Origin of the sequence: Corynebacterium sp. MSK071, from assembly GCF_030232125.1 — a bacterium.
Lineage (GTDB): Bacteria > Actinomycetota > Actinomycetes > Mycobacteriales > Mycobacteriaceae > Corynebacterium > Corynebacterium kefirresidentii.
This window is the reverse complement of record NZ_JASPJA010000006.1, coordinates 1-25,534: the sequence shown is the minus strand read 5'-3', so window position 1 is coordinate 25,534 and position 25,534 is coordinate 1. Positions and strand designations below refer to the sequence as shown.

General features: G+C 58.7%; 20 protein-coding genes, 1 tRNA gene and 1 pseudogene. 8 read left to right on the top strand and 14 right to left on the bottom strand.

All coding sequences use genetic code 11. From position 1 onward, the window contains the following. The first annotated feature begins 81 nt into the window (after positions 1–81). Complete coding sequence (gene pepN, locus QP990_RS06140) at positions 82–2,598, top strand: aminopeptidase N (protein ID WP_284798716.1); 2,517 nt, start codon at positions 82–84, stop codon at positions 2,596–2,598. Here the strand turns inward: pepN and QP990_RS06135 are convergent. From QP990_RS06135 to QP990_RS06105, 7 genes are all read right to left on the bottom strand, one after another. Continuing rightward, a complete protein-coding gene (locus QP990_RS06135) occupies positions 2,595–3,374 on the bottom strand; it encodes a GntR family transcriptional regulator (protein ID WP_200288721.1) in 780 nt (259 codons plus the stop codon). The two genes, pepN and QP990_RS06135, sit on opposite strands and share 4 nt — an antisense overlap. Before the next feature lie 75 nt (positions 3,375–3,449). Beyond that, complete coding sequence (locus tag QP990_RS06130) at positions 3,450–4,166, bottom strand: SDR family oxidoreductase (RefSeq protein WP_200288720.1); 717 nt, start codon at positions 4,164–4,166, stop codon at positions 3,450–3,452. A gap of 55 nt (positions 4,167–4,221) precedes the next feature. Then, positions 4,222–5,439, bottom strand: a complete 1,218-nt coding sequence (locus QP990_RS06125; protein ID WP_200288719.1) for an alkylhydroperoxidase domain protein — start codon at positions 5,437–5,439, stop codon at positions 4,222–4,224. Between the two features lie 30 nt (positions 5,440–5,469). Then, entirely contained in the window at positions 5,470–7,092 is a 1,623-nt protein-coding gene (locus QP990_RS06120) for an ABC transporter ATP-binding protein (protein WP_023020904.1), read from the bottom strand. Further along, positions 7,092–7,904, bottom strand: coding sequence for an ABC transporter permease (locus tag QP990_RS06115; protein ID WP_200288718.1), 813 nt, complete (start codon positions 7,902–7,904; stop codon positions 7,092–7,094). The genes QP990_RS06120 and QP990_RS06115 overlap by 1 nt, the downstream gene beginning before the upstream one ends. Continuing rightward, complete coding sequence (locus tag QP990_RS06110) at positions 7,901–8,908, bottom strand: ABC transporter permease (RefSeq protein WP_284798715.1); 1,008 nt, start codon at positions 8,906–8,908, stop codon at positions 7,901–7,903. Before QP990_RS06110 ends, QP990_RS06115 begins: the two co-directional genes overlap by 4 nt. A gap of 3 nt (positions 8,909–8,911) precedes the next feature. Beyond that, on the bottom strand, positions 8,912–10,567 hold the full coding sequence (locus QP990_RS06105; protein ID WP_284798714.1) for a TIGR04028 family ABC transporter substrate-binding protein: 1,656 nt from the start codon (positions 10,565–10,567) through the stop codon (positions 8,912–8,914). A 202-nt stretch (positions 10,568–10,769) separates the two neighbouring features. Here QP990_RS06105 and QP990_RS06100 point away from each other — a divergent pair, with 202 nt between their 5' ends. Next, positions 10,770–12,638 carry an FAD/NAD(P)-binding protein gene (locus QP990_RS06100; protein WP_284798713.1) on the top strand — a complete coding sequence of 623 codons (1,869 nt, stop codon included), beginning with the start codon at positions 10,770–10,772 and terminating at the stop codon, positions 12,636–12,638. 51 nt (positions 12,639–12,689) lie between these two features. Here QP990_RS06100 and QP990_RS06095 read toward each other — a convergent pair whose 3' ends face one another. Beyond that, positions 12,690–13,847, bottom strand: a complete 1,158-nt coding sequence (locus QP990_RS06095) for a cystathionine gamma-synthase (RefSeq protein WP_284798712.1) — start codon at positions 13,845–13,847, stop codon at positions 12,690–12,692. A gap of 144 nt (positions 13,848–13,991) precedes the next feature. Here QP990_RS06095 and QP990_RS06090 point away from each other — a divergent pair, with 144 nt between their 5' ends. Together QP990_RS06090 and QP990_RS06085 are read left to right on the top strand one after the other, a co-directional pair. Then, the gene (locus QP990_RS06090; protein ID WP_200288713.1) at positions 13,992–15,002 is read left to right on the top strand and encodes a mechanosensitive ion channel family protein; all 1,011 of its coding nucleotides are present in this window, start codon (positions 13,992–13,994) and stop codon (positions 15,000–15,002) included. After that, positions 15,003–15,386: a globin gene (locus tag QP990_RS06085; protein ID WP_248099439.1), complete on the top strand. Its 384-nt coding sequence runs from the start codon at positions 15,003–15,005 to the stop codon at positions 15,384–15,386. Between the two features lie 102 nt (positions 15,387–15,488). Here QP990_RS06085 and ald read toward each other — a convergent pair whose 3' ends face one another. The 6 genes from ald to QP990_RS06055 form a co-directional block, all read right to left on the bottom strand. Next, positions 15,489–16,580, bottom strand: coding sequence for an alanine dehydrogenase (gene ald, locus QP990_RS06080; protein WP_200288711.1), 1,092 nt, complete (start codon positions 16,578–16,580; stop codon positions 15,489–15,491). 286 nt (positions 16,581–16,866) lie between these two features. Next, complete coding sequence (locus tag QP990_RS06075) at positions 16,867–17,505, bottom strand: hypothetical protein (protein ID WP_200289015.1); 639 nt, start codon at positions 17,503–17,505, stop codon at positions 16,867–16,869. Positions 17,506–17,547: 42 nt separating this feature from the next. Next, positions 17,548–17,964 (bottom strand): thioesterase family protein, encoded by a 417-nt coding sequence (locus QP990_RS06070; RefSeq protein WP_034660154.1) that lies wholly within the window; start codon positions 17,962–17,964, stop codon positions 17,548–17,550. 25 nt (positions 17,965–17,989) lie between these two features. Further along, positions 17,990–19,660: an energy-dependent translational throttle protein EttA gene (gene ettA / locus QP990_RS06065; RefSeq protein WP_023020893.1), complete on the bottom strand. Its 1,671-nt coding sequence runs from the start codon at positions 19,658–19,660 to the stop codon at positions 17,990–17,992. Between the two features lie 119 nt (positions 19,661–19,779). Continuing rightward, positions 19,780–20,421 carry a single-stranded DNA-binding protein gene (locus QP990_RS06060; protein WP_023020892.1) on the bottom strand — a complete coding sequence of 214 codons (642 nt, stop codon included), beginning with the start codon at positions 20,419–20,421 and terminating at the stop codon, positions 19,780–19,782. Positions 20,422–20,603: 182 nt separating this feature from the next. Beyond that, positions 20,604–22,655, bottom strand: coding sequence for a cytochrome c oxidase assembly protein (locus tag QP990_RS06055; protein ID WP_284798711.1), 2,052 nt, complete (start codon positions 22,653–22,655; stop codon positions 20,604–20,606). A 66-nt stretch (positions 22,656–22,721) separates the two neighbouring features. On the opposite strand from QP990_RS06055, the gene QP990_RS06050 reads away from it, so the two are divergent. The 4 genes and pseudogenes from QP990_RS06050 to QP990_RS06035 form a co-directional block, all read left to right on the top strand. Beyond that, positions 22,722–23,639: a LysR family transcriptional regulator gene (locus tag QP990_RS06050; protein WP_023020890.1), complete on the top strand. Its 918-nt coding sequence runs from the start codon at positions 22,722–22,724 to the stop codon at positions 23,637–23,639. Between the two features lie 39 nt (positions 23,640–23,678). Further along, positions 23,679–23,752, top strand: a tRNA-Arg gene (locus tag QP990_RS06045). 312 nt (positions 23,753–24,064) lie between these two features. Further along, positions 24,065–24,529: a hypothetical protein gene (locus QP990_RS06040; RefSeq protein ID WP_284798710.1), complete on the top strand. Its 465-nt coding sequence runs from the start codon at positions 24,065–24,067 to the stop codon at positions 24,527–24,529. Between the two features lie 4 nt (positions 24,530–24,533). Beyond that, a pseudogene (locus QP990_RS06035) lies at positions 24,534–25,534 on the top strand (hypothetical protein); the annotation flags it as partial.

Sequence of the window (25,534 nt, the reverse complement as noted above, 5' to 3'; positions counted from 1 at the left end):
ATAAAAGTTTGCCCCACCAGCCTAGGCGCGCGACTACTGTGGATGCAGAACTATTTTCGGAACCGAAGGAGAATATAGGCTATGACCTCCGTAAACCTGACTCGCACGGAAGCGGTCGAGCGCTCCCGAATGATTGAGGTGGGCCATTATGATGTCACTTTAGACCTCAAGTATTCAGATACCCATTTCCTTTCCACTACGAAGGTGAGCTTCACCTCGCGCGAGATTGGCTCCACCTTCATCGATCTGCGCGCCGAGGAAATCCACGAGGTGCGCCTCAACGACAATCCGCTGCCCACGAATTCTTATAACCCCGCCTACGGCATTCCGCTTTCCGGCCTCCAAGTGGCCGACTACACGCTAGAAGTCACCGCGAAGATCCCGTATTCGCGCACCGGCGAGGGCCTGCACCGTTTTGTCGATCCCGCCGATGAAAAGGTCTACCTCTATACCCAATTTGAAACCGCCGATGCCAAGCGGATCTTTGCTTGCTTTGACCAGCCGGATATGAAGGCCACCTACGCGCTGCATTTCAAGGCGCCGGAGGATTGGACCGTCATTAGCAATGGACCAGTTAGCTGGGAAGGAGACGTGGCCAGCACTGCTATCGACTACCCACTATCGACATACCTGGTAGCCCTGTGCGCCGGTCCCTACCACGAGGTCACCGATACCTGGCGCGGCGAGCTGACCGCACACCCAGAGGGCAAGCCGGCCCAAAAGCTCGAAGTACCGCTGGGCATCTACTGCCGTGCTTCGCTCGCCCATGCTTTAGATGCTGAGCGCTTATTTACGGAGACCAAGCAGGGCTTTGATTTCTATCACCGCAATTTCGGTTTCCCCTACCCCTTTGGCAAGTATGACCAGATTTTCGTGCCGGAGTTCAACGCGGGTGCGATGGAAAATGCCGGCTGCGTTACCATCCGCGATGAGTACGTCTTTACCTCCCAGGCCACGCACTATAAATACGAACGCCGAGCCGATACCATTCTGCACGAATTGGCCCATATGTGGTTCGGCGATCTCGTCACCATGCAGTGGTGGGACGATTTGTGGCTCAATGAGTCCTTCGCCACCTGGTCAGCGGCCATTTCCCAAGCGGAAGAGACCGAATACGATACCGCGTGGGTAACCTTTGCCAACGTAGAAAAGTCCTGGGCCTACCAGCAGGATCAGCTGCCTACCACCCACCCGATTTCTACCGATGCCAGCGATATCGAAACCGTGGAGCAAAACTTTGATGGCATTACCTACGCCAAGGGTGCTTCGGTGCTGAAGCAGCTACAGGCTTATGTCGGCCGCGAAAACTTCCTGGCCGGCGTGCGCCGCCACTTCGCCGCCCATGCCTGGGGCAATGCCACCTTTGATGATCTGCTTGGCCACCTGGAACAGGCCTCCGGCCGCGATCTTTCCTTCTGGGCGCAGCAGTGGCTTAAGACTTCCGGCATCAACACGCTGAGCGTGGCACTCAACGCGGATGAATCAGGCACGATTACCCATGCCTACTTCTCCCAGCACGGCGATACGCTGCGCACCCACCGCGTGGCGGTGGGCCTGTATAACCTGCAGGACGGTCAGGTGGTGCGCACCGATCGCATCGAGATGGATGTCGATGGCTCCTCCACCGAGATTCCAGAGCTCATCGGCCGCCAGCTAGCAGACATTGACTTCCTGCTGCCCAATGACGATGACCTGACCTACTGCCTCATCGAATTGGACGCGGGTTCCCTGCAATTCCTGCTGGATAATATCGATAAGTTTGCTGATCCTATGGCCCGCACCCTGTGCTGGTCCACCGCCTGGGAGATGACCCGCGCCGGGACTATGCGCGCCCGCGATTTCATCCAACTCGTGGCCCGCGGTATGCAGGCCGAGACCGAGCTTGCCGTCCTCGAGCGCATTGTTTTGCAGGCCTCCAGCGCGTTGAAGAACTATGCCGATCCACGGTGGGCCGCCCAGAGCACCCTGCTTGCCGACGCCCTCCTCGACGGCGCCCGCAGTTCCGATGCCCAGCGCTCCATCATCTGCACCCAGGCGCTGGTGAAAATTCGCCTGCACGATAGCGCGCGTGACTACCTGCGCGGCGTGCTCGAATCCTCCGAGGATGCAGGGCTGCGTTGGTCCGCGCTCGCGGCACTTGCCGCCGACGGCGCGATAGAGGACGTCCCCGCTGCCGCGGATGCGCAACTGGAGCGGGATAATTCCGCCACCGACTACTACTCTTCGCTGCGCGCTCGCGCCGCAGTGGCAACTGCGGAAAACAAGCGCGCGGTATGGGAAGAAATCGTGGCTGGTAATCTCACCAACCGCGAGCTGACTTCCAAACTTGAAGGATTGCTCTATCCGCATGGCGATGCGTTCCTTCCCACCGCGGAGTTCTTCGATATCGCGGAAAAGGTGTGGGCTTCCCAATCCTCCGAGGTGGCTCTGACCACAGTTACCGGCCTCTTCCCTTCCTGGGACATCACCCGCAAGGGCTTGGACAGAGCCGATGCCTTCTTGCAGAAGGACCTGCCCGGTGGTCTGCGTCGTACAGTCACCGAGCAGCGCGACCGCGTGGCCCGCGCGCTACGCAACCGCCAGGTGGACGCTGGCTAGGCCGGCTTTCCTGCGCCGCCGTCCCGGGTTTGTACGGGTTGTGGCGCAGGATCCTCGCCCAAGACCACTTCTACATTGGCGATATCAGAGCGCAGCGACTCTTCGATATAGGCAAAGACCACGCCGGTCTCATTCTTCAGCAGCCGTACGAACCGCAAAAGCGGGTGCGATCGGCTCACGCCCAAGAGTTTCTGTTCTTCTGTGCGAGCGGTAGCGGCGCTCATACTCTCGCGTTTGAAGACCGGCTGGAGGCCATAGCCTGCCAGTATGTCTAGGATGGGCTCGCGCAGGTCGTGCTGATTGAGCTCGGGAGCCATGTCCACTGGGATGGTGTAGCGCGAGACGATGACGGGCTTACCATCGACGATAAAAAGGCGTTTAATATCCCACGCATAGGTGGCATCGTTCACGCCCAGGGCCGCTGCCACATGTTTGGGCACATGGGTTTTATTCACGGAGACCACCCGCACGGTGATTTCGTGCCCACGCTCGCGCAGTTGAGTGGCGATGCTGTCCTTTTTGGTCAGGCTCAGTGTAGGGGGAACCGTGCGCACGTAGGTGCCGCCGCTGCGCCCACGGCGGCGATCAATAAGGCCTTCATCTTCCAAAATGTCTAATGCATGGCGCACGGTCATGCGCGCAACATGAAATTCTCGGACCAATTCGCGTTCGGTAGGAAAACGCTGACCAGGCTCTAATTCATTGCGCTCGATCTTGTCACGTAGGGCATCTGAGATAAGGAGATAGGCGGGCCGTTTTCGGCTTTGGGAAGTCACAGCCCTCGAGTGTAACGGGCGGGCCGAAACCAACCCCCCCATCACTGCATGATGACCTTAATAACACTTGATTTACTACTTGCGCAGAGATAATTCGATTCGCGGCCTGACTTGGATTTCCGTCAACTGCGTGGTGGGCCCAGCCTCTACTACGGTACGAATGGCACGCGCCACCTCAACCGGTGCAATGACCTGGGAGGGATCATAGTCCTGCAGGCCCTGCAGCATCGGAGTATCGGTAGGCCCGGGCGCTACGGTGGAAACGCGGATTCCCGGCTCGGAGATACGCAACCCGTCGGCCAGCGCATACAACGCGTGCTTCGTGGCCGCGTAGACGACGTTATCGCCATAGCTGTGGCGGCCAGCACCAGAGTTAATAAAGACCACTGTGCCTTCGACTTTACGCAGCTGCGGCAGCAAAACACGGGTCACCTCTGCGGGGGCGTGCACGTTGAGGTCCATGTGCGCGCGCCAATTTTCTGGAGTGGCTTCCTCCACGGAGTACTTGGTAGCCCGTGCGGCGGCGTGCACGAGCACATCTACGCGATCCAGCTCCGGCAGCGCCATGCCTTCATCGAGGCCGGCTACTAGGTCGATGGCGATCGGCGTGATGGATTCCGATTTAGGCAGGTCCGCCGCGCTCCGTCCCAGTGCGTACACGTGGTAGTCACCAGCCAAGTCGGCGATGATTTCGCGGCCCATGCCACCGGTGGCGCCGGTGACGACGGCCACCTTGCGCGGGGCTGCGGCCTCTGAGTGTGCTGGTGCGGTGAGATTCTTAGTATCAGTCATGCCGCTCCATCATAGGGATCCTCCGCTGAGGTTGCCGCACCAACCCAATCACCACCTATTGTCGAAAGCGCTTGGGCACATCCGGCTGCCCCAAGGTAAGCATCAAGCGATTGGCCCAGTTAAAGAAGGACGATGCGTAGATGAGGTCCAGAATGGACTGATCATCGAAACCGGCGTTGCGAAGGTCGGTGCATAGCTGCGCATCGAAGGCGAAGGGAGTTTCGGTCAACGCCACAGCTGCGCGACGGATAAGGTCCCACTCTTTAGAACCCAGGTCGGCGTCGATGCCTGTGTCCAAAAGGCGGTCTACGCTGTCACGGTCGCCGCCTTCCTGGACGCACCGTGCCTGGTGCACGGAAGCGCAGTACTCGCAACCGTTGTACCGCGAGGCCACAGTGGCAGCGAGCTCGCGGTCTGCACGGGAGAGGCCGCCTTCGGTGTTATAGAAGATGTCCAAGTCAGTTAGCGTACGCGCCTTCAAAGCCGCGGGATCGCGGGCGAGCAACCGGAAGTACTCGGAATCAATGCGCTCTGGTTTGATGAGGGCGTCGGTATGCGCTGCGGTGAAATCCTCTTTCGCCAGTGCCTCTACCCAAGGCTTCCAGCCCAGGGAGTGGTTGACAAAGTGGTCCGGCAGCACGGTATCGGGTTGCAGGGTATTCGCGGTAACCTGCCAGCTTGGGTCAGCTACCCCGGCTGCACGCTCGGCCGCGGGGCGTGCGGCGCCCTCCTCGCCAGAGAGCACCCGCAGACCGTGGACCACGCGCAGCTGGAAAGCCAAAAATGCCACAAGCTGAGACAGGCTGACAATATCGGTAGCCGACCACCCGGCGGCGTCGAGGTGACCGATGGCCTGCGGGGAGGCGTCCTTGGGGTGGAAGGCCAAAAGGTGCGCCCAGTCAAAGGCAGCGGCTAGGCGCTTTCCGAGCGCTGCCTCCGCAGCAGTTTCGCCAAAAATAAGGAAGTCACCCTGGTAGTAGGGGCCGGTAGACACACCACGCTGGCTTGCGGCGCGCACGGCGGCAACAAGGTCCACATCGGCCTCATCCCCCAGCAGGTCGAAGTAGAAATCTGCTGCCTCCCCCGCCTGGTAGACCGCAGCGCTAAAAGCTGCGACGGCATAGCGCTCTGCATAGGTGAATTCACCTGGCTCTGCAGGCTCAAGCAAAGCGTTAAAGCTCAGCTGCGCATTGTCCTGCGCCTCTTGGCGGGCGCGGCGCAGTTGCTGCACCTCGGCGGAGGCGTGGGAGAGCTCGTTAATAATGTCGGTCATATTCTCAGTCCAACCTTTCTAGGGCTCGGTTTATAGCCCCAAGTTTAGGTCTCCAGCGCGGTAGCGGGAGCCTGGGATGGCGTCAATTAGCTGACGGGTGTATTCGGTTTCTGGGTGTGCAAAAACCTGCGCCGTGGGCCCGGATTCCACTTGTGTGCCGTGGGAGAGCACGGAGACGGTATCGGAAATCTGGTTGACTACCGCGAGGTCGTGAGAGATGAAGATATAGGTAAGCTCCAACTCGCGCTGCAGCTCATCGAGCAGGCGCAGGATCTGTGCCTGTACGGTGACGTCGAGCGCAGAAACGGCCTCATCGAGCACCACAAGATCGGGTTCAATGATCATGGCACGGGCGATAGCCACGCGCTGGCGCTGGCCGCCGGAGAGCTCACGGGGACGGCGGGCTGCCATGGAAGAGTCCAAGGCCACCAAATCAAGAAACTTTTGTGCTTTCGCGCGGGCATCGCGTTTCGAGGCCCCGGTAAAGTTGCGCACCGGCTCAGCGATGGTATCGCCGATACTCAATCGTGGATCGAGCGAGCCAAAGGGATTTTGGTAGACCATCTGGATAGAGCGGCGCAGCTCCCGGCGGCGCTTACCGCGGGCGGTGCTGATATCTTCCCCCGCCAAGCGAATACTTCCCGAGGTAGGCGTGCTCAACAGAGATATGGCACGGCCGGTAGTTGTCTTTCCGGAACCGGACTCCCCCACCAAGGCATGGGTAGTGCCACGGGCTACGGAAAAGTTGATGTCATCTACCGCGGTGAAATCCCCGAAGCGCTGGGTGAGCCCCTCGACTTCGAGCAACGTCTCCTGCTGGGCGGGCGTACTATTCCGCACCGGAGATGCGGTCTGGGAGGAAGTAGGGGCGGTGAGCGAGGGGGCGTCGGCAAGCAGGCGCTTGGAGTAGGCATGCTGGGGATCGGTGAGGACACGGGCGGCTACGCCCGACTCGCGGACGGCGCCCTTTTCCATCACCACAATATTATTGGCGCGGTCACCCGCCACGGCCAGATCATGGGTAATAAAAAGGATGCCCATGGTGAGCTCTTCGCGCATTTCATCAAGGAGATCCAGGATGATTTTCTGCACGGTGACATCCAGCGCGGAAGTAGGCTCATCGGCGATGATGAGCTCTGGCTCCAGTGCCACAGCGGCAGCGATGAGCACGCGTTGCTTCATGCCGCCGGAAAGCTCATGCGGGTACTGATGATAACGGCGCTGTGGATCATCAATGCCCACGCGCTCCAGCAACTCCAGAGCACGCTTCTTCCGGGACTCCTTATCGTCCTGCCGGTGGATGGCCATGCCCTCTTCCACCGAGGCTCCGATGGTCTTGAGCGGATTGAGCGAGTTATTGGGATCCTGCGGAATCAACCCGATGCGGCGGCCACGCAGGGTGCGCCACTGCTTTTGGGAGAAATGGGTGACATCGTGGCCGTCGAAAGTAATGGTGCCGGAGACAATCGAGGCATTGTCTGGCAGCAGGCCAATGGCGGCCATGGCGGAGGTGGACTTGCCGGAGCCTGACTCGCCCACGATGGCGGTCATTTCCCCGGGGTTCACTTCTAGCTCAATGCCGCTGACCGCTTCCATCTCGCCGTGGGCGGTGCGGTACGTAATGGATAAATCACTAATGCTAAGCAGGGACATTAGGCCGCCTTTCGCAGTGTCTGGCTGAGGTAGTTGGCCGCAAGAACCACGGCGACGATAACGATGCCGGGGGCGATGGTCAGCCAGCCGGCGGTGGCAATATAGTCGCGTGATTCAGAAATGAGCAGGCCCCATTCCGGTGTTGGGGGCGGAGCGCCGTAACCAAGGAAGCCAAGGGTGGCTAGCTGCAAAATGGCCAGGCCGAATTGCAAGGCGGCTACGGCGAAGACTGCGGTGAGTGAATTGGGAAGAATATGGCGCACGAGCACCTGGAAGGCAGAGCCGCCGGAGCCGTAGGCGGCCTCGACGAAATCGGAGCCTGCCACACTGAGCACCTGGGAGCGCGCGAGGCGCGCAAAGGTTGCCACGGAGGTAATGCCCACGGCGATGGCAGCATTAAAGATGCCGTGTCCGAGCACGATGATGACGGACAGGGAAAGCAAGAGGCCAGGAATAGACAACAGCACATCCACGATGCGCATGATGACGGCATCTACCCAGCCGCGGCGCACTCCGGCGATAATGCCCAAGACGGTGCCAACGATCAGGCCGAAAAGTACCGCCAATAGCGCGCCGAGTAGGGATTGGCGCGCGCCATAGACCACGCGGGTATAGAGATCACGGCCCACGGCATCGGTGCCGAACCAGTGTTGGAAACTGGGCTGCAGCAGCGCTGTGGTGTCACCGCCCTGGTTAGGATCCTGGGAGGTAAATAGTTGGGGGAACAGTGCGCAGAGCACCGCCAGGCCCAGCACAATAAGCGAGATGATGGTGCCCGGGGTGAGCTTCAGGCGTGTGGATTTAAGCTTCATGCTTGGACCTTCTTCTCGTTCTTTGCAGGATTATCAGCGGTGGCGGTGGTGTTGCTGTGCGCGCTATCGTGGTTGCCCTCGCGCAGGCGCACGTCAAGCACTGGGTAGAGCAGGTCCACGATGAGATTGATAAGAACAAAGACGGCCGCGGCCAGCACCACGATGGCGAGCAATACGGAGGTATCGCGGTTGGCCACCGCATCCGCGGTCAGCGCGCCAATGCCGTGGCGGGCAAAGACCGCTTCCGTCACCACGGAGCCGCCAACGAGCTCACCAAAGGTAAGGCCGGCCATGGTCAGCGCCGGCAGCAACGCATTGCGCAAAACATTGCGCCACAGCAACCAGGCACCGCTAGCACCCTTGGCACGCACTACCTGCACGAAGGACATATCCATTACCTCATCGATGGAGCGCAGGAGCACCTGTGCCAGCGGTGCGGCCACGAAGATGGCCAAGGTAATCACCGGCAGGATAAGGCTTTGGGCGTCGCTCGCGCCGATAACTGGCACCCATCCCAAGCCAAAGGAAAATATCTGGATCAAAATGATGCCGATCCAGAAGGTGGGCAGGGAAACCATCACAGAAGGCAGGCTGCGGAAGAAGCTACGCAGCCAGGAAAATGGACCAAAGGTGGAGGCGATGGCCACCGCGAAGGCCAAGACTACGCCTACGAGAAAGGCGAGGACGGCCAGCGCCAGCGTGGAAGGAAGGGCGTCCGCCAACATCTCCGATACCGCAGTGCCGGTGGCGACGGAAAAGCCGAAATCACCGGTGAGGAATCCACCGAGCGCACTGACGTAGCGGCTTAAGAGCGGTTCATCGGCACCATAAACCTCGCGAATAGCGGCCAACTGCTCGGCGTTGAGCCCTAGGGTCGGGTTGTCATAGCGGGTCGCGACGGCGTCACCGGGCAGCGCCGCCAGAAGAATGAAAGAAAGGGTGAAGGTTGCCCAGATAACCAGCATGGCTTGGCCGATGCGTAGGGCGATAGATTTCAGGCTCATGGATTAGTCCTCCCCTTCTGCGGTGTTGATGTCTACCGCATAAAACGATGGACGGCCGATAGCCTCGGTGCTAAAGCCCTCGATATAAGGCTGGAAACCATATACCTGCGGCTCTTCGAACATGGGCAGGATATAGGCCTGTTCAGAGAGGTAGTCCTGCATGCGGCCGGTCATTGCCAGGCGGTCCTTTTCGCTGCTGAGGTCGAAGTACTCGTCCACCAATTTCTGCAGCTTCTTATCGCCGAAGCTATCGGTCTTTTCGTCATAGTTGAGGAAAGAATTGCGGCCCGTGCCATCTAGCCACGTGGCCAAGGTATCCACATTGGCACGGCCGGTCATGGTGTGGCGTACCTGCACGGTGTCTTGGTCCTTCATGGCCTTCTGCTGCGCGGAGCGGTCGCCCGGGTTGAGGTTGGCCTCGATGCCGACGTTCTTGAGCATCTCTTGGGCCTTGGTGAACATCTCCTTAGAGCGCGGCTGCGGGACTGCCTCATTGAAGGTCACGGACAGGCGCTTGCCGTCTTTCTCGCGGATGCCATCTTCTCCTTCGCGCCAACCGGCTGCATCGAGCAAGCGCTTAGATTCCTCTGGATCGAAGGCATAATTCGCTGCTTGATCCTTATAGCCAATAGCCGTCTTGGCCAGGATCGATGTGCCTTTGGGATAGGAGTCAGAAAAGAGGGTGTTCAGAATATTATCGCGGTCGATGGCGTGAATAATGGCCTGACGCACGCGTTTATCCGCCAAGAGTGGGTGGCGGAAGTGGAAGTGGAAGCTATTGTTTACGCCACGGGTGGGCGCGGCGAAAATCTCCAGGTTTTGATCCTTGAGGTGCTTCTCATCGGGGGCTTCGATCTGGCGAGCAATATCGGACTGCCCCGCCACGAGCGATCCCACGCGCACGGAATCCTCGGCTGCGAGAACAATATTGATGCCCTCAATATCGGCCGGCCCTTGGTGGTCCTTGCGGGCCGGCGGTGCCCAGTCATAGTCCTCCCGCTTTTTGAGCACCAGCTTGGTTCCCAGCTCTTCTTCCTCGATGACGAAGGGGCCCGAACCAGAAATAGCGGTGGCATTGCCCGGCGCGAAGCCGGTGTCATCTAAATCCAGCGTGGCATTAGAAAGCAGGCCCTGGTTCATCACGGAGGTGGACTGAGGAAAGCCTGGGGAGGGCTCACTGAAGTAGAACTTCACCGTGTAATCATCAATAACCTCGGATTTTTCATAGTTGGGCAACTGCTCCGAAGGGGTGAGCATGCGGTCCTCATCGCCTAAAGCGTAGAGGTCATAGTTCTTCTTCACGTTCGCGGCATCCAGGCGGGAGCCATCAGAGTAGGTCACGCCCTTGCGAATCCTAAAGGTGAACTCGGTATTGTCCTTGTTCGCCTTAGGCATCTCCTCCGCAATCCACGGGTGCAGCTCGAGGGTATCCGGGTCCTGCCACAGCAGGCGGTCCGTGATGTTATTGAGCACGCCACCGTTGGGGTAATAGCCGCCGGAGGGGGGATAGAGGTTATTGAACATATTGGGCTCGACGTAGGTGACCATGCCATCTTCCGCGGCGTGGGAAGTAGAGGCGCAGGAGGTTAGCGAGAGAGCTAGCGCACCGCTGGCCAAGACCGCGGCCACTGGTCTCAGGAGCCGAGAAAGTTGCTTCATAAAAGCTCGAGTTCCTTTAATTCTTAAGTAGTACTCGCCCATTAGAGCATATCCATACCCACAATTACAAGACTGGACGGTCTACCCTATTACCTGCCATAACGAGGGGAAAGAAACTTTTGGATAGACTGATTAGTCTACTTAAATACCACCGCCGGGTCCGATGCTCGTGGAAGGGTCTGGATGTGGCACGATAGGTAGTATGTCTACTCCAGCAATCGCAATCGTCGGCATGGGCCCCCGCGGCATTTCCATCCTGGAACGCCTCTCCGCCCGCATGGACGATTCCAGCGACCCCATAACCGTCCACCTCATCGATGATGCCCAGCATGGTGCCGGCCGCATTTGGGAAACGGATCAAACCAAGACCCTATGCATGAATACTCGCGCCGGCGCCGTCACCCTTTTCACCGAGCCCGGCTCCACTGTGGACGCCCCCGTGCTCGAGGGGCCCATCCAATACGAGTGGATTCAGCTCCTGCGCGGCGATGGCGAAAATGTCTCCGCCGCCAAGCGTGAGCTTTTTGAGCAGCATCCTCCGGCCGCACATATTGCGCAGGACTACCGCGAAGAACTTGCCGCTACCCGCCCCGAATCCAACCCCTCGCGCGCGCTGTATGGCGAGTACCTGCGCTGGGTCTATGACGTGGTCATTGCTCGCCTACCTAAGAGCATTTCCACCGTGAACCACTTCAGCCGTTTGGAAACCCTCAGCGAGGATGGCCACGTAGACGTGCTCCGCTTGGCCGATGGCTCCGAGGTGCGCACCGATGCCACCGTGCTGGCCTATGGCTGGATGGTTCCGGAGTACAACGAGCAGGAAAAGCAGCTGGCGGCTTCCGGCCTGAACTGGATCGCTCCCGATAGCCCAGTGGAGCAGGACTACGCCGCCATCCCCGGCGGTGAAGACGTGCTGGTACGCGGGCTGGGCATGGGCTTTTATGACATCATGGCGCTGACCACCATCGAGCGCGGCGGCACCTTCGTGGAGGATTCTTCCACACGTTCCGGCCTGCGCTATGAGCCCTGCGGCGACGAGCCCAACTTCATCATTTCCTCCGGCCGCGGCTATCCCTACCACCCCAAGTCCGAATACGGTGAGCTGCCGCCTACCATGCCACGCCGCCGTCTGAAGAATGTCATTGCGGAGCTCAACGGCACCCATGACATCGACTTTGACGCCCAGGTTTGGCCCGCTATCGCCCGCGATAGCTACGAGGCCTATATCACCACTTTGGAGCGCGTGCGCCCGGATTCCTTGCTGCGCCCGCGCGCTGACATTCTCGAGGTCATCGATGCCACCGCCCCGGATGAGCTAGGCGCGGCTATTGCACCCATGGTTACCGAGCCGTGGGACATGAACGATCTCATGTACCAAATTGCCGGGTTTACCGGGGACATAGATGAGCTCACCGAGCATATTGCCCAGTCCATGGAAAGCGATATCCGGGAAGCCGCCGCCGGCCACGACTCCCCCATCAAGGCCGCGCTATGGTCGCTATCGCAATCGCGCAAGCCCGCCTCCATCCTTGGCGCGGAGGGCCGCTATACCCGCGAGTCCCGCACCGGCCGCTATGCCCAAGTAATGTCCTTTGGCCAGATGATAGGTTCCGGCCCGCCACTCTTCCGCGTGCGCCAGCTGCTCGCGCTTGTTGACGCCGGCTTGGCCCACTTCCTAGGCGATCACCCCACCCTGGCCATCGAGGCAGATCACTTCACCCTAACCTCCGGCCCACGCTCGGCTTCTGCACCCACGCTTGTCGACGCCTTTATGCACCGCCCCGATATCCGCACCGCCGGCGATTCCATGACCCGCTGCCTGGTAGATTCCGGCCGCGTTCGCCCCTTCCCCGATCACGGACAACCCACCGGTTCGCCGGAAACCGATGGGACGACCCGCCGCACCGTTCACCCGAACGGCGAGCTGGATGCGCGCCTGCACATTGTGGGCATCCCCACCTATTCCCAGTGGCCGGATACCACTATTTCTCCGATGCCGGGAACCGACCCACTCATGTTGCAGGAAACCGATAAAACCGCCGGTTCCCTCCTCGCCGTGGTGCGCTCCTAAGCCACCACCGCGCTAAGGGCTCGGTCCCGGTCCTGGCCCCGGTCCCGCGGCCTATAGCGCGTCGAGGGCCTGCTTCAAGTCCGCGAGCAGGTCATCGATATCTTCGATTCCGATTGAGATGCGCACCATATCATCTGGCGGCACCAGCTCGGATCCTTCCGCGGATACGTGCGTCATATTCTTCGGGTGCTCGATGAGCGATTCCACCCCACCCAGCGATTCCGCTAGACAGATAAGCCGCGTATTGAGGCAGATCTGCTTGGCATGCTCCGCGCTATGAAAGCGCACGGACATCATGCCGCCAAATCCGCGCATCTGCTGTGCTGCCAACTTATGCCCTGGGTGCTCTTTCAGCCCTGGGTACAGCACCTGCTTTACCTCGGGGCGGCCCTGCAGGAACTCTGCCACCTTTTGCGCATTGGCGCAGTGGCGATCCATCCGCACCGAAAGAGTCTTGATTCCGCGAGCCGTAAGGTAGGCGTCGAAAGGCGAGCTCACCGCACCCACATTGCCTTGGAAGTAGAGCAGGCGCTCGTCCACGTGGGCATCATTAGTAACCACCGCACCGCCCAGTACATCGGAATGCCCACCCAGGTACTTGGTGGTCGAGTGCAACACATGGTCCGCGCCGAGCTCCAATGGGTTCTGCAGGTAAGGCGTAGCAAAAGTATTGTCCACTAGGACCTGCGCGTTGCCCTTAATCTTGGCCACCGCGGCGATATCGGTGATATTCAACGCCGGATTGGTGGGCGTTTCCAACCAGATGAGCCTGGTATTGTCCTGGACCGCCGCGGCTACTGCGGCGGTATCGCTGGTATTAACGATGGACATCTCCACGCCCCACTCAGTGAAATCATTCAGTAGCCGGTAGGAACCACCATAGGCATCATTACCCAAAATGACGTGATCCCCTGGGCGCACCAAGATCCGAATCAGCGTATCGGCGGCGGCCATGCCGGAAGAGAACACGCGGGCATACTCAGCGCCCTCTAGCGCCGCTAGAGTGCGTTCGAGCGAGCGCACGGTGGGGTTTGCCACGCGTCCGTATTCGAACCCGCCGCGCAGCTGCGCTAAGCCATCTTGCGCAAACGTGGTTGACGCATAGATCGGCACATTGATAGAGCCCATGTGCGGGTCTGGGTGGTAGCCGCCATGGATGGAACGGGACGTAAAGCCTTGAGCGAGGTTCTGCGTGCTGCGTTCTGTCATAGCAACACAGTCTAGACCAAGCTGTTCACTTGCTAAGGAAAGATAGGTATTTATTTTCACCCACCTAGCCACCCACCACTCATCGCGTTTTCAGGCTCGGCCTTTACAATGGGCGCGGTTCCCATTGTCCACGACTAAGAAAGAATGATGAATACGCAATTCTTAGCCTCAGCCGCTTCCACCAAGGACTCGGCCGTCGAGTCCGTCTCTAGTTTTTGGAATGACGAGAAGGTGCAAAGCTGGCTTATCGAGCGCCCGATTCGCATCGCCGTTATCCTTATCCTGGCCGTCATTGCCCACTGGCTCCTCCACCGCATTATCAACAAGGTGGCCGAAAACAGCATCAAATCTTCCGGGCTGGATAAGCAGCGTTTCCGCGGAAAATTCAAGGGTCGAGCCAACCGCCCCGAACCGACCCAGCAAGAAGAGGCCATGCGCCATACCCGCGAAACCCGGCGCGCCTCCCGCATTAAGACGCTAGCCGGAGTGGCCCGTTCCGCCGCCGCTATCTTCGTGTGGGTATGGGCCGTTATTGCCATCTTGGATGAGCTAGACGTTAACGTGGCACCGCTTATCGCCTCCGCCGGTGTTATTGGCGTCGCCCTTGGTTTTGGCGCCCAGGCACTGGTGAAGGATTTCCTTTCCGGCATCTTCATGCTCATTGAGGATCAATACGGCATTGGCGACGTGGTTGACCTTGGCAACGGCGTCTTTGGCGATGTCGAGTCCATCTCCTTACGCATCACCACGGTCCGCGATATCGACGGTGCTCTGTGGTACGTGCGCAATGGCGAAATCCTCCAGGTAGCTAACCACTCCGATGAGTACTCCGTTGCCCGCATCCAGATTCCTGTGGGCCTTTCTAATGACCCAGAGCTCGCCGGCGAGGTCATCGAGGACGCAGTGAAGGAAGCCGCGCAGGACGATAAGGTACGCAAGCTCATCCTCAGCACGCCTCGTGTGGATGGCATGTCCGGTTTCGAACCGGATTATGTTTCCTTCCGCGTGTCTACAAAGACCCTGCCGGGCAAGCAGTGGGACGTCCAGCGTTTCTTGCAATCCCGCGTGCTCAATGTCATGCACACTAAAGGCATTACTACCCCCTACCCGCACGGCATCGGCATTCCCGATCCCCGCAAGGAAGAAGAAGAGTAAATGGATTCTGTTTATGAGGCTATTGGCGGCATGGAGACCTTTCAGCGCCTCGTCCACGGCTTTTATTCCCAGGTCAAAGAGGACAATGTCATCGGTCCGATGTACCCCGATAATGACTGGGAAGGCGCCGAGCAGCGCCTCACTTGGTTCTTGGCGCAGTATTGGGGTGGCCCGCAGCTCTTCTCTGAAAACCGCGGCCATCCGCGCCTTCGCATGCGCCACGCCCCCTACCCCATCGATATAACCGCGCATGACCGGTGGCTAGAGCTAATGGGTAACTCCCTCGCGGAAATCGACGAGGAAACCATCCCACCGGCCTACCGCGAAATGATCTGGGATCATATGCAGCGCGTGGCCGCCATGATGATCAACAAGGCACCATAATCGCACCGTCTTGCCCCACCCAAGAGACAAAGCCCGGCTCCCGCTATTTAGCGAGGAACCGGGCTTGTGGTTTATCTAGCCCACACTATGGGGACCTGATGCTTAGTCTTCCCAGTCAAAGGCCTTACGTACAGGCTCGGAGACCAAACGGCCACCACGAGTCATTACGCCACCCTCTAGGCCCGGGAAGCGCTTGATGGCGGCATCCAGGCTGTCATTGGCCACCGCGCGAATGTAGGGCAGAGTTGCGGAGGACAAGGCACGGGTGGAGGTATTGGCCACCGCACCCGGCATATTCGCCACGCAGTAGAACAAGGTGTCATGGACCTGGAAGGTTGGGTCATCGTGGGAGGTCTTCTTGGAGTTCTCGAAGCAACCACCCTGGTCGATGGCGACGTCCACGAGGACGGCACCCTTCTTCATCTTCTTTACGGTCTCCTCACGCACCAGCTTTGGTGCAGCGGCGCCTGGGATGAGTACCGCGCCAATGACGAGGTCAGCTTCCTGCAGTTCCTTATCGATGGTGGCCGGATCCGAAATCAAGGTGCGCACGCTGCCGGCGTACTGGTCATCGAAGCGCTGCAAAACGTGCGGATCAAGGTCCAGTACGGTGACCTCGGCACGCAGACCGTGGGCCATGGCAACGGCGGACGCACCAACCTGGCCACCGCCGATCACGACGACGCGTGCTGGCTGGGTACCTGGAACACCAGAAACCAGCAGACCGCGGCCGCCCTGCGTGGACAGCAGGTGGTGGGTGCCCTCGATTGCGGCAAGGCGGCCTGCCACCTGGGACATCGGGGTAAGAAGTGGCAAGGTACCGTGGCGGTCAGTAACCGTCTCATATGCAATGGCCGTGGTATTGGCGTCAACAAGCGCCTCAGTCAAAGGGCGGTCCGCGGCAAGGTGCAGGTAGGTAAAGACGGTAAGGTCCGGACGCAGGTACTGGTACTCAGACTCGAGCGGCTCCTTGACCTTCAGCAGCAGTTCCGCCTGTGCCCAAGTATCCTCCGCGGTGCCAACGATGCTGGCACCGGCGGCCTCGTACTCGGAATCCGGGAAGGATGCGCCTTCACCAGCACCGGTCTCAATGAGGACCTCATGGCCGTCGTGAACGAGGGTCTGCGCGCCGCCCGGGGTAAGAGCCACGCGATTCTCGTTATTCATGATTTCTTTAGGCACGACAATACGCATTACACAATCTCCTTGCGGGTGGAGTAAATTACATCGACCACGTAAGGGTAACGCAGGACACGTTTGCGTGCGGCACTATGTTCATGAATTCACAAAGCGGGGGGTAGCAACGCAGCAAGCCATCTTGTAAATGTGCAGTTCAAAAGAGTAATGACCCCACTTGGCCAGAGTCCCCCTCCCCCTAAGACGGACCGCTTTTCGGACAAAATCTCCAAAGCAGGGCGCGTGCGCGCCGATTCTGTTGAACAGAACCGCTACGTGGCAGGCCGGTTTTTCGCGAGCGAAGTTAGAACAGCGACAAGCGGGTGGAACGGTAGATGCTGCCAAAGGGGGCGTCGAGGCGCACCCACCTGCCTAGCTGAGCCACCCGCAGGTGCCTCGGCACATCCATCGGTGCGGAAAAACCAGGGATCAAACCCAAATTGGTGCAGGCAAAAATCATGCGCATAGGGATTTCCACCGTGGCACCTTCCCCCTCGACCGTGACAACGGTCTGATTCAGCAAGCTGGATGGCGGGCCCATGGGGCCAGAAAATTGCCGGGTCAGTTGTTGACCCTTATCGGAGAGCTCGCGCACCACGGTAACCGGCAAGGTATCGACCACGCTGTAGCCAGTGGCCGGCGGAAGCGCTCCCGGCCACGACGCATCGCGGGCAGGTCCCAAATCTAGCGTTCCGCTCGATTCTTGCTCCTTGAGCAGCTCGGCCAGGGTAGCCGCAGAAACCACTGCCCCGTCGCGGGAAACGACGCCCTGCACGCGGCGGGAGGCAACCACCTCGAAAGGTGTGGTGACAAAGACATCGACGACGTCATCAGTCAGCTGGCGTAGCCGCACCGAAGCACCCGAATCCAAGCCAACCGCGCGCGTGACAAGGGCTCGAAGGCCAGGTCCACCGCTTCCAATTTCTAGGGTTTCGGTGACCATGCCTTCGGGCCCTGCCTTTCTCATCTTCGCTCTGTTCCGCGGTTAATTAGCCGCGGTATTTTGCAGAATATCCTTTTCCTGTTCCGTCAGCGGACGAGGAGTCTGCTGCTGACGATCAATGACTACCTGCACGCACTCCACGGTTGCCGCGACTTCACCCTGGTCATCCTTGACCTGCTGGGTGGTGGTAAACGAGGTGGTACCAATCTGCGAAATGGTAGTTTCTACCTCCACCGTAGTGGTGTCCTTAAACTCCATCGGGCGAAGGAAGTCCACATCGAGGTGGCGCACGAACGCAATGAAGTCAAGGCCTTTGGAATAGATATGTTCCTTCGCAAAGGCCAAGCGCGCTTCCTGGGCGAGCTCGATGTAGTTTGCATTCATCATGTGGCCGTACATATCAAAATCCGACCAGCGGGTTTGAATACGATACGTGTGCACACTTGGGGTTGCCATCATTCTCCTCAGTAAAGGCTTCAGCTACTTAACGGGTCAGCTTGCGGTGGGTCACGCGAGAAGGACGGGCTGCCTCTTCACCAAGGCGGTCGACCTTATTCTTCTCATAATCGCCGAAGTTACCCTCAAACCAGAACCACTGACCTTCTTCCACATTGCCTTCCCAGGCCAAGATGTGGGTACAGGTGCGGTCCAAGAACCAGCGGTCGTGGGAAATGACCACGGCACAGCCCGGGAACTTCTCGAGCGCGTTTTCCAGCGAGCCGAGGGTTTCCACATCCAAGTCGTTGGTCGGCTCGTCAAGGAGGATCAGGTTACCGCCCTCTTTCAGGGTCAGCGCCAAGTTCAAACGGTTGCGCTCACCACCGGAGAGCACCTTGGACGGCTTTTGCTGATCCGGGCCCTTGAAGCCGAAGGCCGATAGGTAGGCACGCGAAGGCATCTCGTTTTGGCCCACGTGAATATAATCCAGGCCACCGGAGACGACCTCCCAGACGGTTGCCTCGGGGTCAATATTCTCACGGTTTTGGTCCACGTAGGACAGCTTGACGGTATCGCCCACCTCGACGGAACCGGCGTCCGGCTGCTCCAGGCCAACGATGGTCTTAAACAGGGTGGTCTTACCCACGCCGTTCGGGCCGATAACGCCCACGATGCCGTTGCGCGGCAAGGTGAAAGAGAGGTCCTTAATCAAGGTGCGGCCATCAAAGCCCTTCTGCAGATCCTTGACCTCCACGACCTTATTACCCAAGCGCGGCGGGGTAGGAATCTGGATCTCTTCGAAGTCGAGCTTCTTGTACTTCTCGGCTTCTGCAGCCATCTCCTCGTAGCGCTCCAGACGGGCCTTGTTCTTGGCCTGGCGAGCCTTCGCACCGGAGCGTACCCACTCCAGCTCGTCCTTCAAGCGCTTGCGCAGCTTCGCGTCCTTCTTGCCGGCAACCTCCAGACGCTCCTGCTTCTTATCCAGGTAGGTGGAGTAGTTACCCTCGTATGGGTAGAGCTTGCCGCGGTCAACCTCACAAATCCAGCCCGCGACGTGGTCGAGGAAGTAGCGGTCGTGGGTCACGGCCAAGACAGCGCCCGGATAATCAGCCAAGTGCTTTTCCAGCCACTGCACAGACTCGGCGTCCAAGTGGTTCGTAGGCTCATCGAGCAACAACAAGTCCGGCTCGGTAAGCAGGAGCTTAGCCAGCGCTACGCGACGGCGCTCACCACCAGAAAGGTTGGTCACCGGGGCATCGGAAGGCGGGCAGCGCAAAGCTTCCATTGCCTGCTCGATCTTGGAGTCAACCTCCCATGCATCGGCGGCATCGAGCTCTTCTTGCAGCTTGCCCATTTCTTCCATGAGCTCATCGCTGTAGTTGGTGGCCATCTCTTCGGCGATCTGCTCGAAGCGCTGCTTCTTTTCAAAGATTTCGCCCAAGCCCTCTTCGACGTTGCCGCGCACGGTCTTCTCGTCGTTGAGCGGCGGCTCCTGCTGCAGGATACCCACGGTGGCGCCTGGATCTAGGAAGGCCTCGCCATTGGAAGGCTGGTCCAAGCCGGCCATAATCTTCAAAATGGAGGACTTACCGGCACCATTGGGGCCGACCACACCAATCTTGGCACCTGGGTAGAACGCCATTGTTACATCGTCAAGGATGACCTTATCGCCAATTGCCTTGCGCACGTTTTTCATCGTGTAGATGAATTCGCCCACTTTTACCCCTTTGCAAAAATTTGGGAGACGTATTTATCTACACAAACACTACATCAGAACCACCGCTCGAGTGCCTCGGGTCAGGTACGCCCGAGGCGATCAAGCCAGGGAGGAAACGCTTAAGCGTTCACTGGGGCGGATTCTGCCTCGGCAGCCTCCTCTTCCACTTCGGCGTCGAAGGCATCTTCTTCCCCACCGCGTGCAGCTGCGGCCCGTTCGGCAAGGTAGCGGTCCGCTGCGGTATCGGCAGCGGTGTCTCCCTGCCCCGCCTGCTGCGACGGCAGGCTGTGGTCCACGTCTGGTTCGATAGCATTGTCCCCCAGCTCTGGGACCGCGATATTTTCCTGGTTGTACTGCGGGACGAGGCGCTTTGTACCGATAACGTGACGGTTCAAGTCCAGGCCCACGTACTGCGCCTTAATATACGTGCGGAAATGATCGGCACCCTGGTCATCACGCCATTGTTCGGTAACGAGAGACCCCACGATGACTAGAGGCATGCCTTTTGCCAGGGATTTGCGCACGTTGATGGCGAATTGATTCCACATCTCGACGTCGATATAAAGATGATCCACGTCACGCCACTGCGGCGCCTTGGTGTTGTGCCCTTCCGTATTGTCCATACCGGCATCGGCTTGGCGGTCCGGAATCCGGCGCGAGGAGGCGACGCGCAGCTTGGCTTTATAGGCCCCAGTGGAGGTTTTGGTCAAGATTGGGTCGCGAGTAAGGCGACCGGTCAAGGTAATTGGGTATTGGGACATGGTGCTAGAAAATCCTTTGCTGGATAGTTGGGTTGGCGAGTGTGGTTTTCCTCGCTCGTTTGCACATCCTGATGCCCGCGCACAAGCCACACCATGCCGGCGACCCCAACCCTGTGAATAACTTGTTGTATCCGTCAACGAAGGACAGAGTTTGGGGAGATTTTTAAACGGTTATCCACAGGCTAGCGCCCGCGGAAGCTCGATTCATCGCCGTGTCCCATATCCTGCAGCATCGCGTTATAGCGTTCCAATTCGGCATCATCGTCCGCATCCGCCTGCATATCATGGCGGCGGGCGGTAGCACGGTCATCGCCCAGCCAATCCAGGAAGAGCTTGCCAAAGACGATGACCAGCGGGAACTGGCCAAAGCCCCACGCAATGCCGCCGCCCACGCGTTGATCTTGGAGCAGATCCTGATCCCACGGCAGGTCCAAATACTGATAGAAGTCGGCACCCAGCACGCTTTGCAGCTGCATGAGATATACACCAGCAAAAAGGTGGAACGGCATGGAAAGGAATAGCACGGCCAAGCGGAATGGGGTAGATCGACGATTGGGAAGCGGGTCCGGCCCGATGATTTCCCAAAAGTAGAAGCAGCCAGAAACGATGAACGCAAAGTTCATAATGAGGTGGCCTGCGTGTTCCGAGATGGCAAATTGATACAGGCTCGGGAACAAATACAACACGTACAGGAAAAATAGGTACTGCACGAGATTGACAAACGGATTGGTAATAAACGCGACGACCTTAGATTGGGTGGCCGCCAGCGCATAGTCATGCAGGCTCGGCTGACCCTTTGGCCCAGGCTCAAAGGCCTCCATAAGCAGGGTCAGTGGCGCACCAAGGACGAGCAGAAGCGGTACCGCCATCGACAAAATCATATGTACCAACATGTGCATCGAGTACATCGCTGGCATATAAAGTCCCAGGCCGGTAGACATCACGAGGGTCATACCCAACGCGCCGCTCATAAACCATGCAGTACGTCCCTTATTCCACGTCAGGCCACGCTTATGCACGCGGTAGACGCAGTAGCCATACGCCGCGGCCAAGAGCAGGCCAATGGTGCCGAACATGATGTCAAAGCGGAACATGGTCCACACATTGAGCACCGTGGGCTTTTCAAAGAGCTCATAGCCCATCAAAATCTGCATCGAGTTGAGGTTCGGATCGCGCGGCGCTGGGGGCACGGTGCGCCCCAGCGTAATGGCCACGCCAATGGTGCCGGCCATAACCGCTACTTCCACAATGGCGATACGGATAAAAAGGCGCGGATCCTTGCCCAGCTGCGGGATGGTGAGCTCGCGGTGAGCAAGGCCGAAGATTCCCAGCAAAATCGTGAGTACGAACTTAGTGATCAAGATGATGCCGTAGGCAGAATCCACCAAATCGGAGATATTCATGCGGATGAGGGTGTTGATCAAGCCCGATACTGCCAGCACCACAATGGCCATGAAGGCAATGCCAGAGTAACGCTTTACCGCAAAGGCGAGATTGGGGCCAAGGCGCCGACCATGGGCGATTAGCGCCATGAGCCCGCCTACCCACAGCATGACAAAGACCAAGTGCCACAAGAGCGAATTGGTGCCATAGTCGTGGTCACCACCAGCCGCGGAATGGCCTTCCATGCCGATGGGCACAACCTGCAAGATGGACAAGAAAAGCAGCACCGGCTGCATCGACCAGCCGCGACCGCACAGGCCAAGAACGCCCACGACAAGGGCGATGAGTACGGAGATTCCCCACACAATGGTGGTAGAAATTTCCGTCAACGCCATCTTCATAGTGGAAGGTTCAAATACCTGAAAAAATGGCGCTCCGGTGAGATCGGACATAATGAGCGGAATTTCCACTAGCCCCACGGCCGCCACACCAAAGGAAGCCCAGGTACCTGTGCGCGCGGCGATGTGGCCGTCGACGGACAAGGGGGCGTCGATAAGCGCAGCGTGGTCTCCACGCGGAGCAATGAGGAACGACGAGGCGAGGAACGAGCCGATGGACAAAGCCATGAGTATCCAAGCCAAGCCGCGAAAGAGCGGCAGGCCAAAGGTGGTAATGCGGCCGGGGTCTGGAATTCCCAGGGCCGCTAGGGAATCGGCGAGGAGGAACAGGGAAATGAAACCAGCGATCAAGCCAGCAATAAGCATCGCTGCGACATAAATTCCCCAGGAAGAACGAGGTTTCTTCCCCGCCTTATTTACACTGTTAACCTGCTCATTTGCCATAGTGCGCATTGTATAGCGCAACCTAGTTCCCCACCTAACACACATTTTGTCTTTACATGTGCCATGATGGAGCTTATGGACACCCGTCAACTTCTTTATTTTCGCGCCGTTGTAGACAATGGCTCTTTCACGCACGCTGCCGAGTCCCTCGACATGACCCAGCCGTCCCTGAGCCTTTCCATACGAAAGCTAGAAAAGGAACTTAATGCCCAGCTCCTTTCGCGCGGGCGCTCCGGCGTCTCCACCACGGAGGCCGGCGATTATGTCTATGAAACGGCCGTCAAGGTTGACGCTTTACTGAACGAAACCCAGCGCCATATCAGCGAAATCACCGGCGACAAGGCCAGCACCGTTTCCCTCGCCTCCGCCCCCATTTTGAACTGGGAATTTACCCCTTCCGCCCTGGCCGAACTGAAGCGGATTTACCCCACTGCCACTATCTCGCTGGACGACGCCGCGCCGGCCACCGCCATCAAACGCCTGCTGGATGGCCAGGTAGACCTAGCGCTTTTGCCGACATCCGACCCGAAAGCCTTCCTCCGCCGCTACGCCCACGAGCTCACCATCCACCAGGTGGCCACGTTTGATTACTCCGTCGCCCTACCCCAACGCCTTGCAGGGCTTGAGTCTCCCGTCTCGCTCGCGGACCTGCGCGGCGAAACCTGGCTCATTCCGCCGCGCAGCCGCGAGCTTCCTGAGCTAGCAGAATTCTATAGCGACCTGTGGAATAGCCGCCCTGGCCTCAAGCCAGAAAGGACCCAGGAGGTAGCCAGCCTCAATAGCGCCATTCCCATGGTCTCCAGCGGCCTAGGCGTAAGTATCGTGCCCAATTGCGCACCTGCTGTGCAGCCACAGGGCATTATCAACCGCCCAATTTCCGATGAGCTGCCGCACTACTACGCCATCGTGGCCTACCGCACGGATCGCGAGCTGACCGCTGCCGCCCAAGACTTGGTAGACATCCTGCGCGCCCCGCAGCGCACCCTGGCTTAGGTTTCCCCGCCGTCGTGGGCTACTATGAGTGGGTCATAAGCCCCCATAGCTCAGTGGATTAGAGCAGTGGGTTTCTACCCCATGTGTCGCGGGTTCGAATCCTGCTGGGGGCACTTTTGAGAAACCCCCTTCTACCGGCGAATATGCTGGTGGGAGGGGGTTTTTTCGTTTTGGCCTATACCGTGGAATACGGTGGTTTACAGTCGTTTACTGTCCCGCATGTCGTGGAATTGCATGGCCGTTTTTGCCCCCAAAACAATACGTCAAAACCGCTTCCACCAGTAACTTCCCCAAGACATAAAAATGGCTCCGAGCCGAAAATCGACCCGGAGTCATCTCCCCCGAACGGCAGCTGCCACCAAGAAGTATAGCACACTATAATAGAACTAGACATCTAAAAATAGCCGAATAATTTGGGGGAAGTAATGGCAGGACGCGGTCCCGCACCGAAGAATCCAAAATCACGTGCGAGAAGGAACCAACAAAACATCGAACAACGAGAAATCGTTGTCACTTTCGTACCGCAGCCTAAACTCACCGACATCTACGGTCCTACCAACCCGGCCACAGACGAGCCCTGGACAAACCAAACTCTCCGCTTCTGGGACACCTTGTCTGAATTCCCGCCATTGAAGACTCAAGGCCTCCAAGAAACTCAGTGGCTCGATTTAGCACGCACCATGATTCTTGACGATGCCTACAACCGCGGAGACACTAAAGTAGGCCCAGAACGTCGCCTACAGCTCGCCCAATACGGCATTACGCCTGACAGTCTTGCCCGCCACCGCATCACCATGGCAACCGCAGACGAAGCTGAAGACAAGCGCCGCGCCTCCCGCGCTGCAGCAGACGTACGCGGCCGCTACCGTAGCCTGAAGGCGGTGGACTAACCCTATGCCATTCAAGCCCCGAGAGCCCGGAGAATTCCCCTCGCTCGGCTGGGAATGCCTGGCGTGGATAGAAGAAAACCTTGCCCAGCCAGACTGCGCCGAATACCAGCCGCTTATCCTCACCCCTGACCAAGCAAACTTCCTCATCCACTACTACCGACTCGACCCAGAGACCGGGCAGCGCCTATACACACGTGGCATTTTCTCCCGCCCTAAAGGCTCCGGTAAGTCGCCACTGATGGGTGCAATTGGTGCTCTCGAAGCTCTAGGGCCGGTGTGCTTCGGCGGGTGGGATGCCGCGGGGCAGCCGGTCGGTGTGCCGTGGTCGGAGTTTGTTACTCCTCGCGTACAGTTTGCCGCCGTGAATGAGGACCAGTCAAAGAACGCGTATGGGCCGCTGTTGGAGATGCTGCGCGATGGGCCGGTCATAGATAACTACGACATTGACCCTATGGAGACGTTTATCGCACTGCCCCGCGGCCGCATTGAGTTCATCACCTCTGGTGCTCTATCGAAGGAAGGTGGCCGGCCGGTGTGGGCGGCGCTGGACCAGACGGAGGCGTGGACGAAGTCTAATGGTGGCGTAGCGTTGGCGGATACTTTGCGTCGTAACCTTGGTAAGGTTGGTGGGCATTCGATTGAGACGCCGAATGCTTTCCGTCCTGGCTCTGGCTCGGTGGCGGAGAAGACGTTTCAGGCGGTGGAGTTAGAGAATCAGGGCCGGTTGAAGCGCAGCACGATTCTTGTGGACCATCGTGAAGCCCCGTCGGATACTGACTTAGCTGACCACGATTCGCTCTACCGCGGTCTGGTGCATGCTTATGGTGATTCTGCCCGGGACAATGGTGGCTGGGTGGATATTGAGCGCATCATTACCGAGATTTGGGACCCGTCGACTGACCCTTCTGATGCGCGACAGTTTTACCTTAATCAGATTGTCTCGTCGTCTGATTCTTTCCTCTCTCACCTCGAGGTTGATGCGATTGAGGATAGGGATAAGGCTAT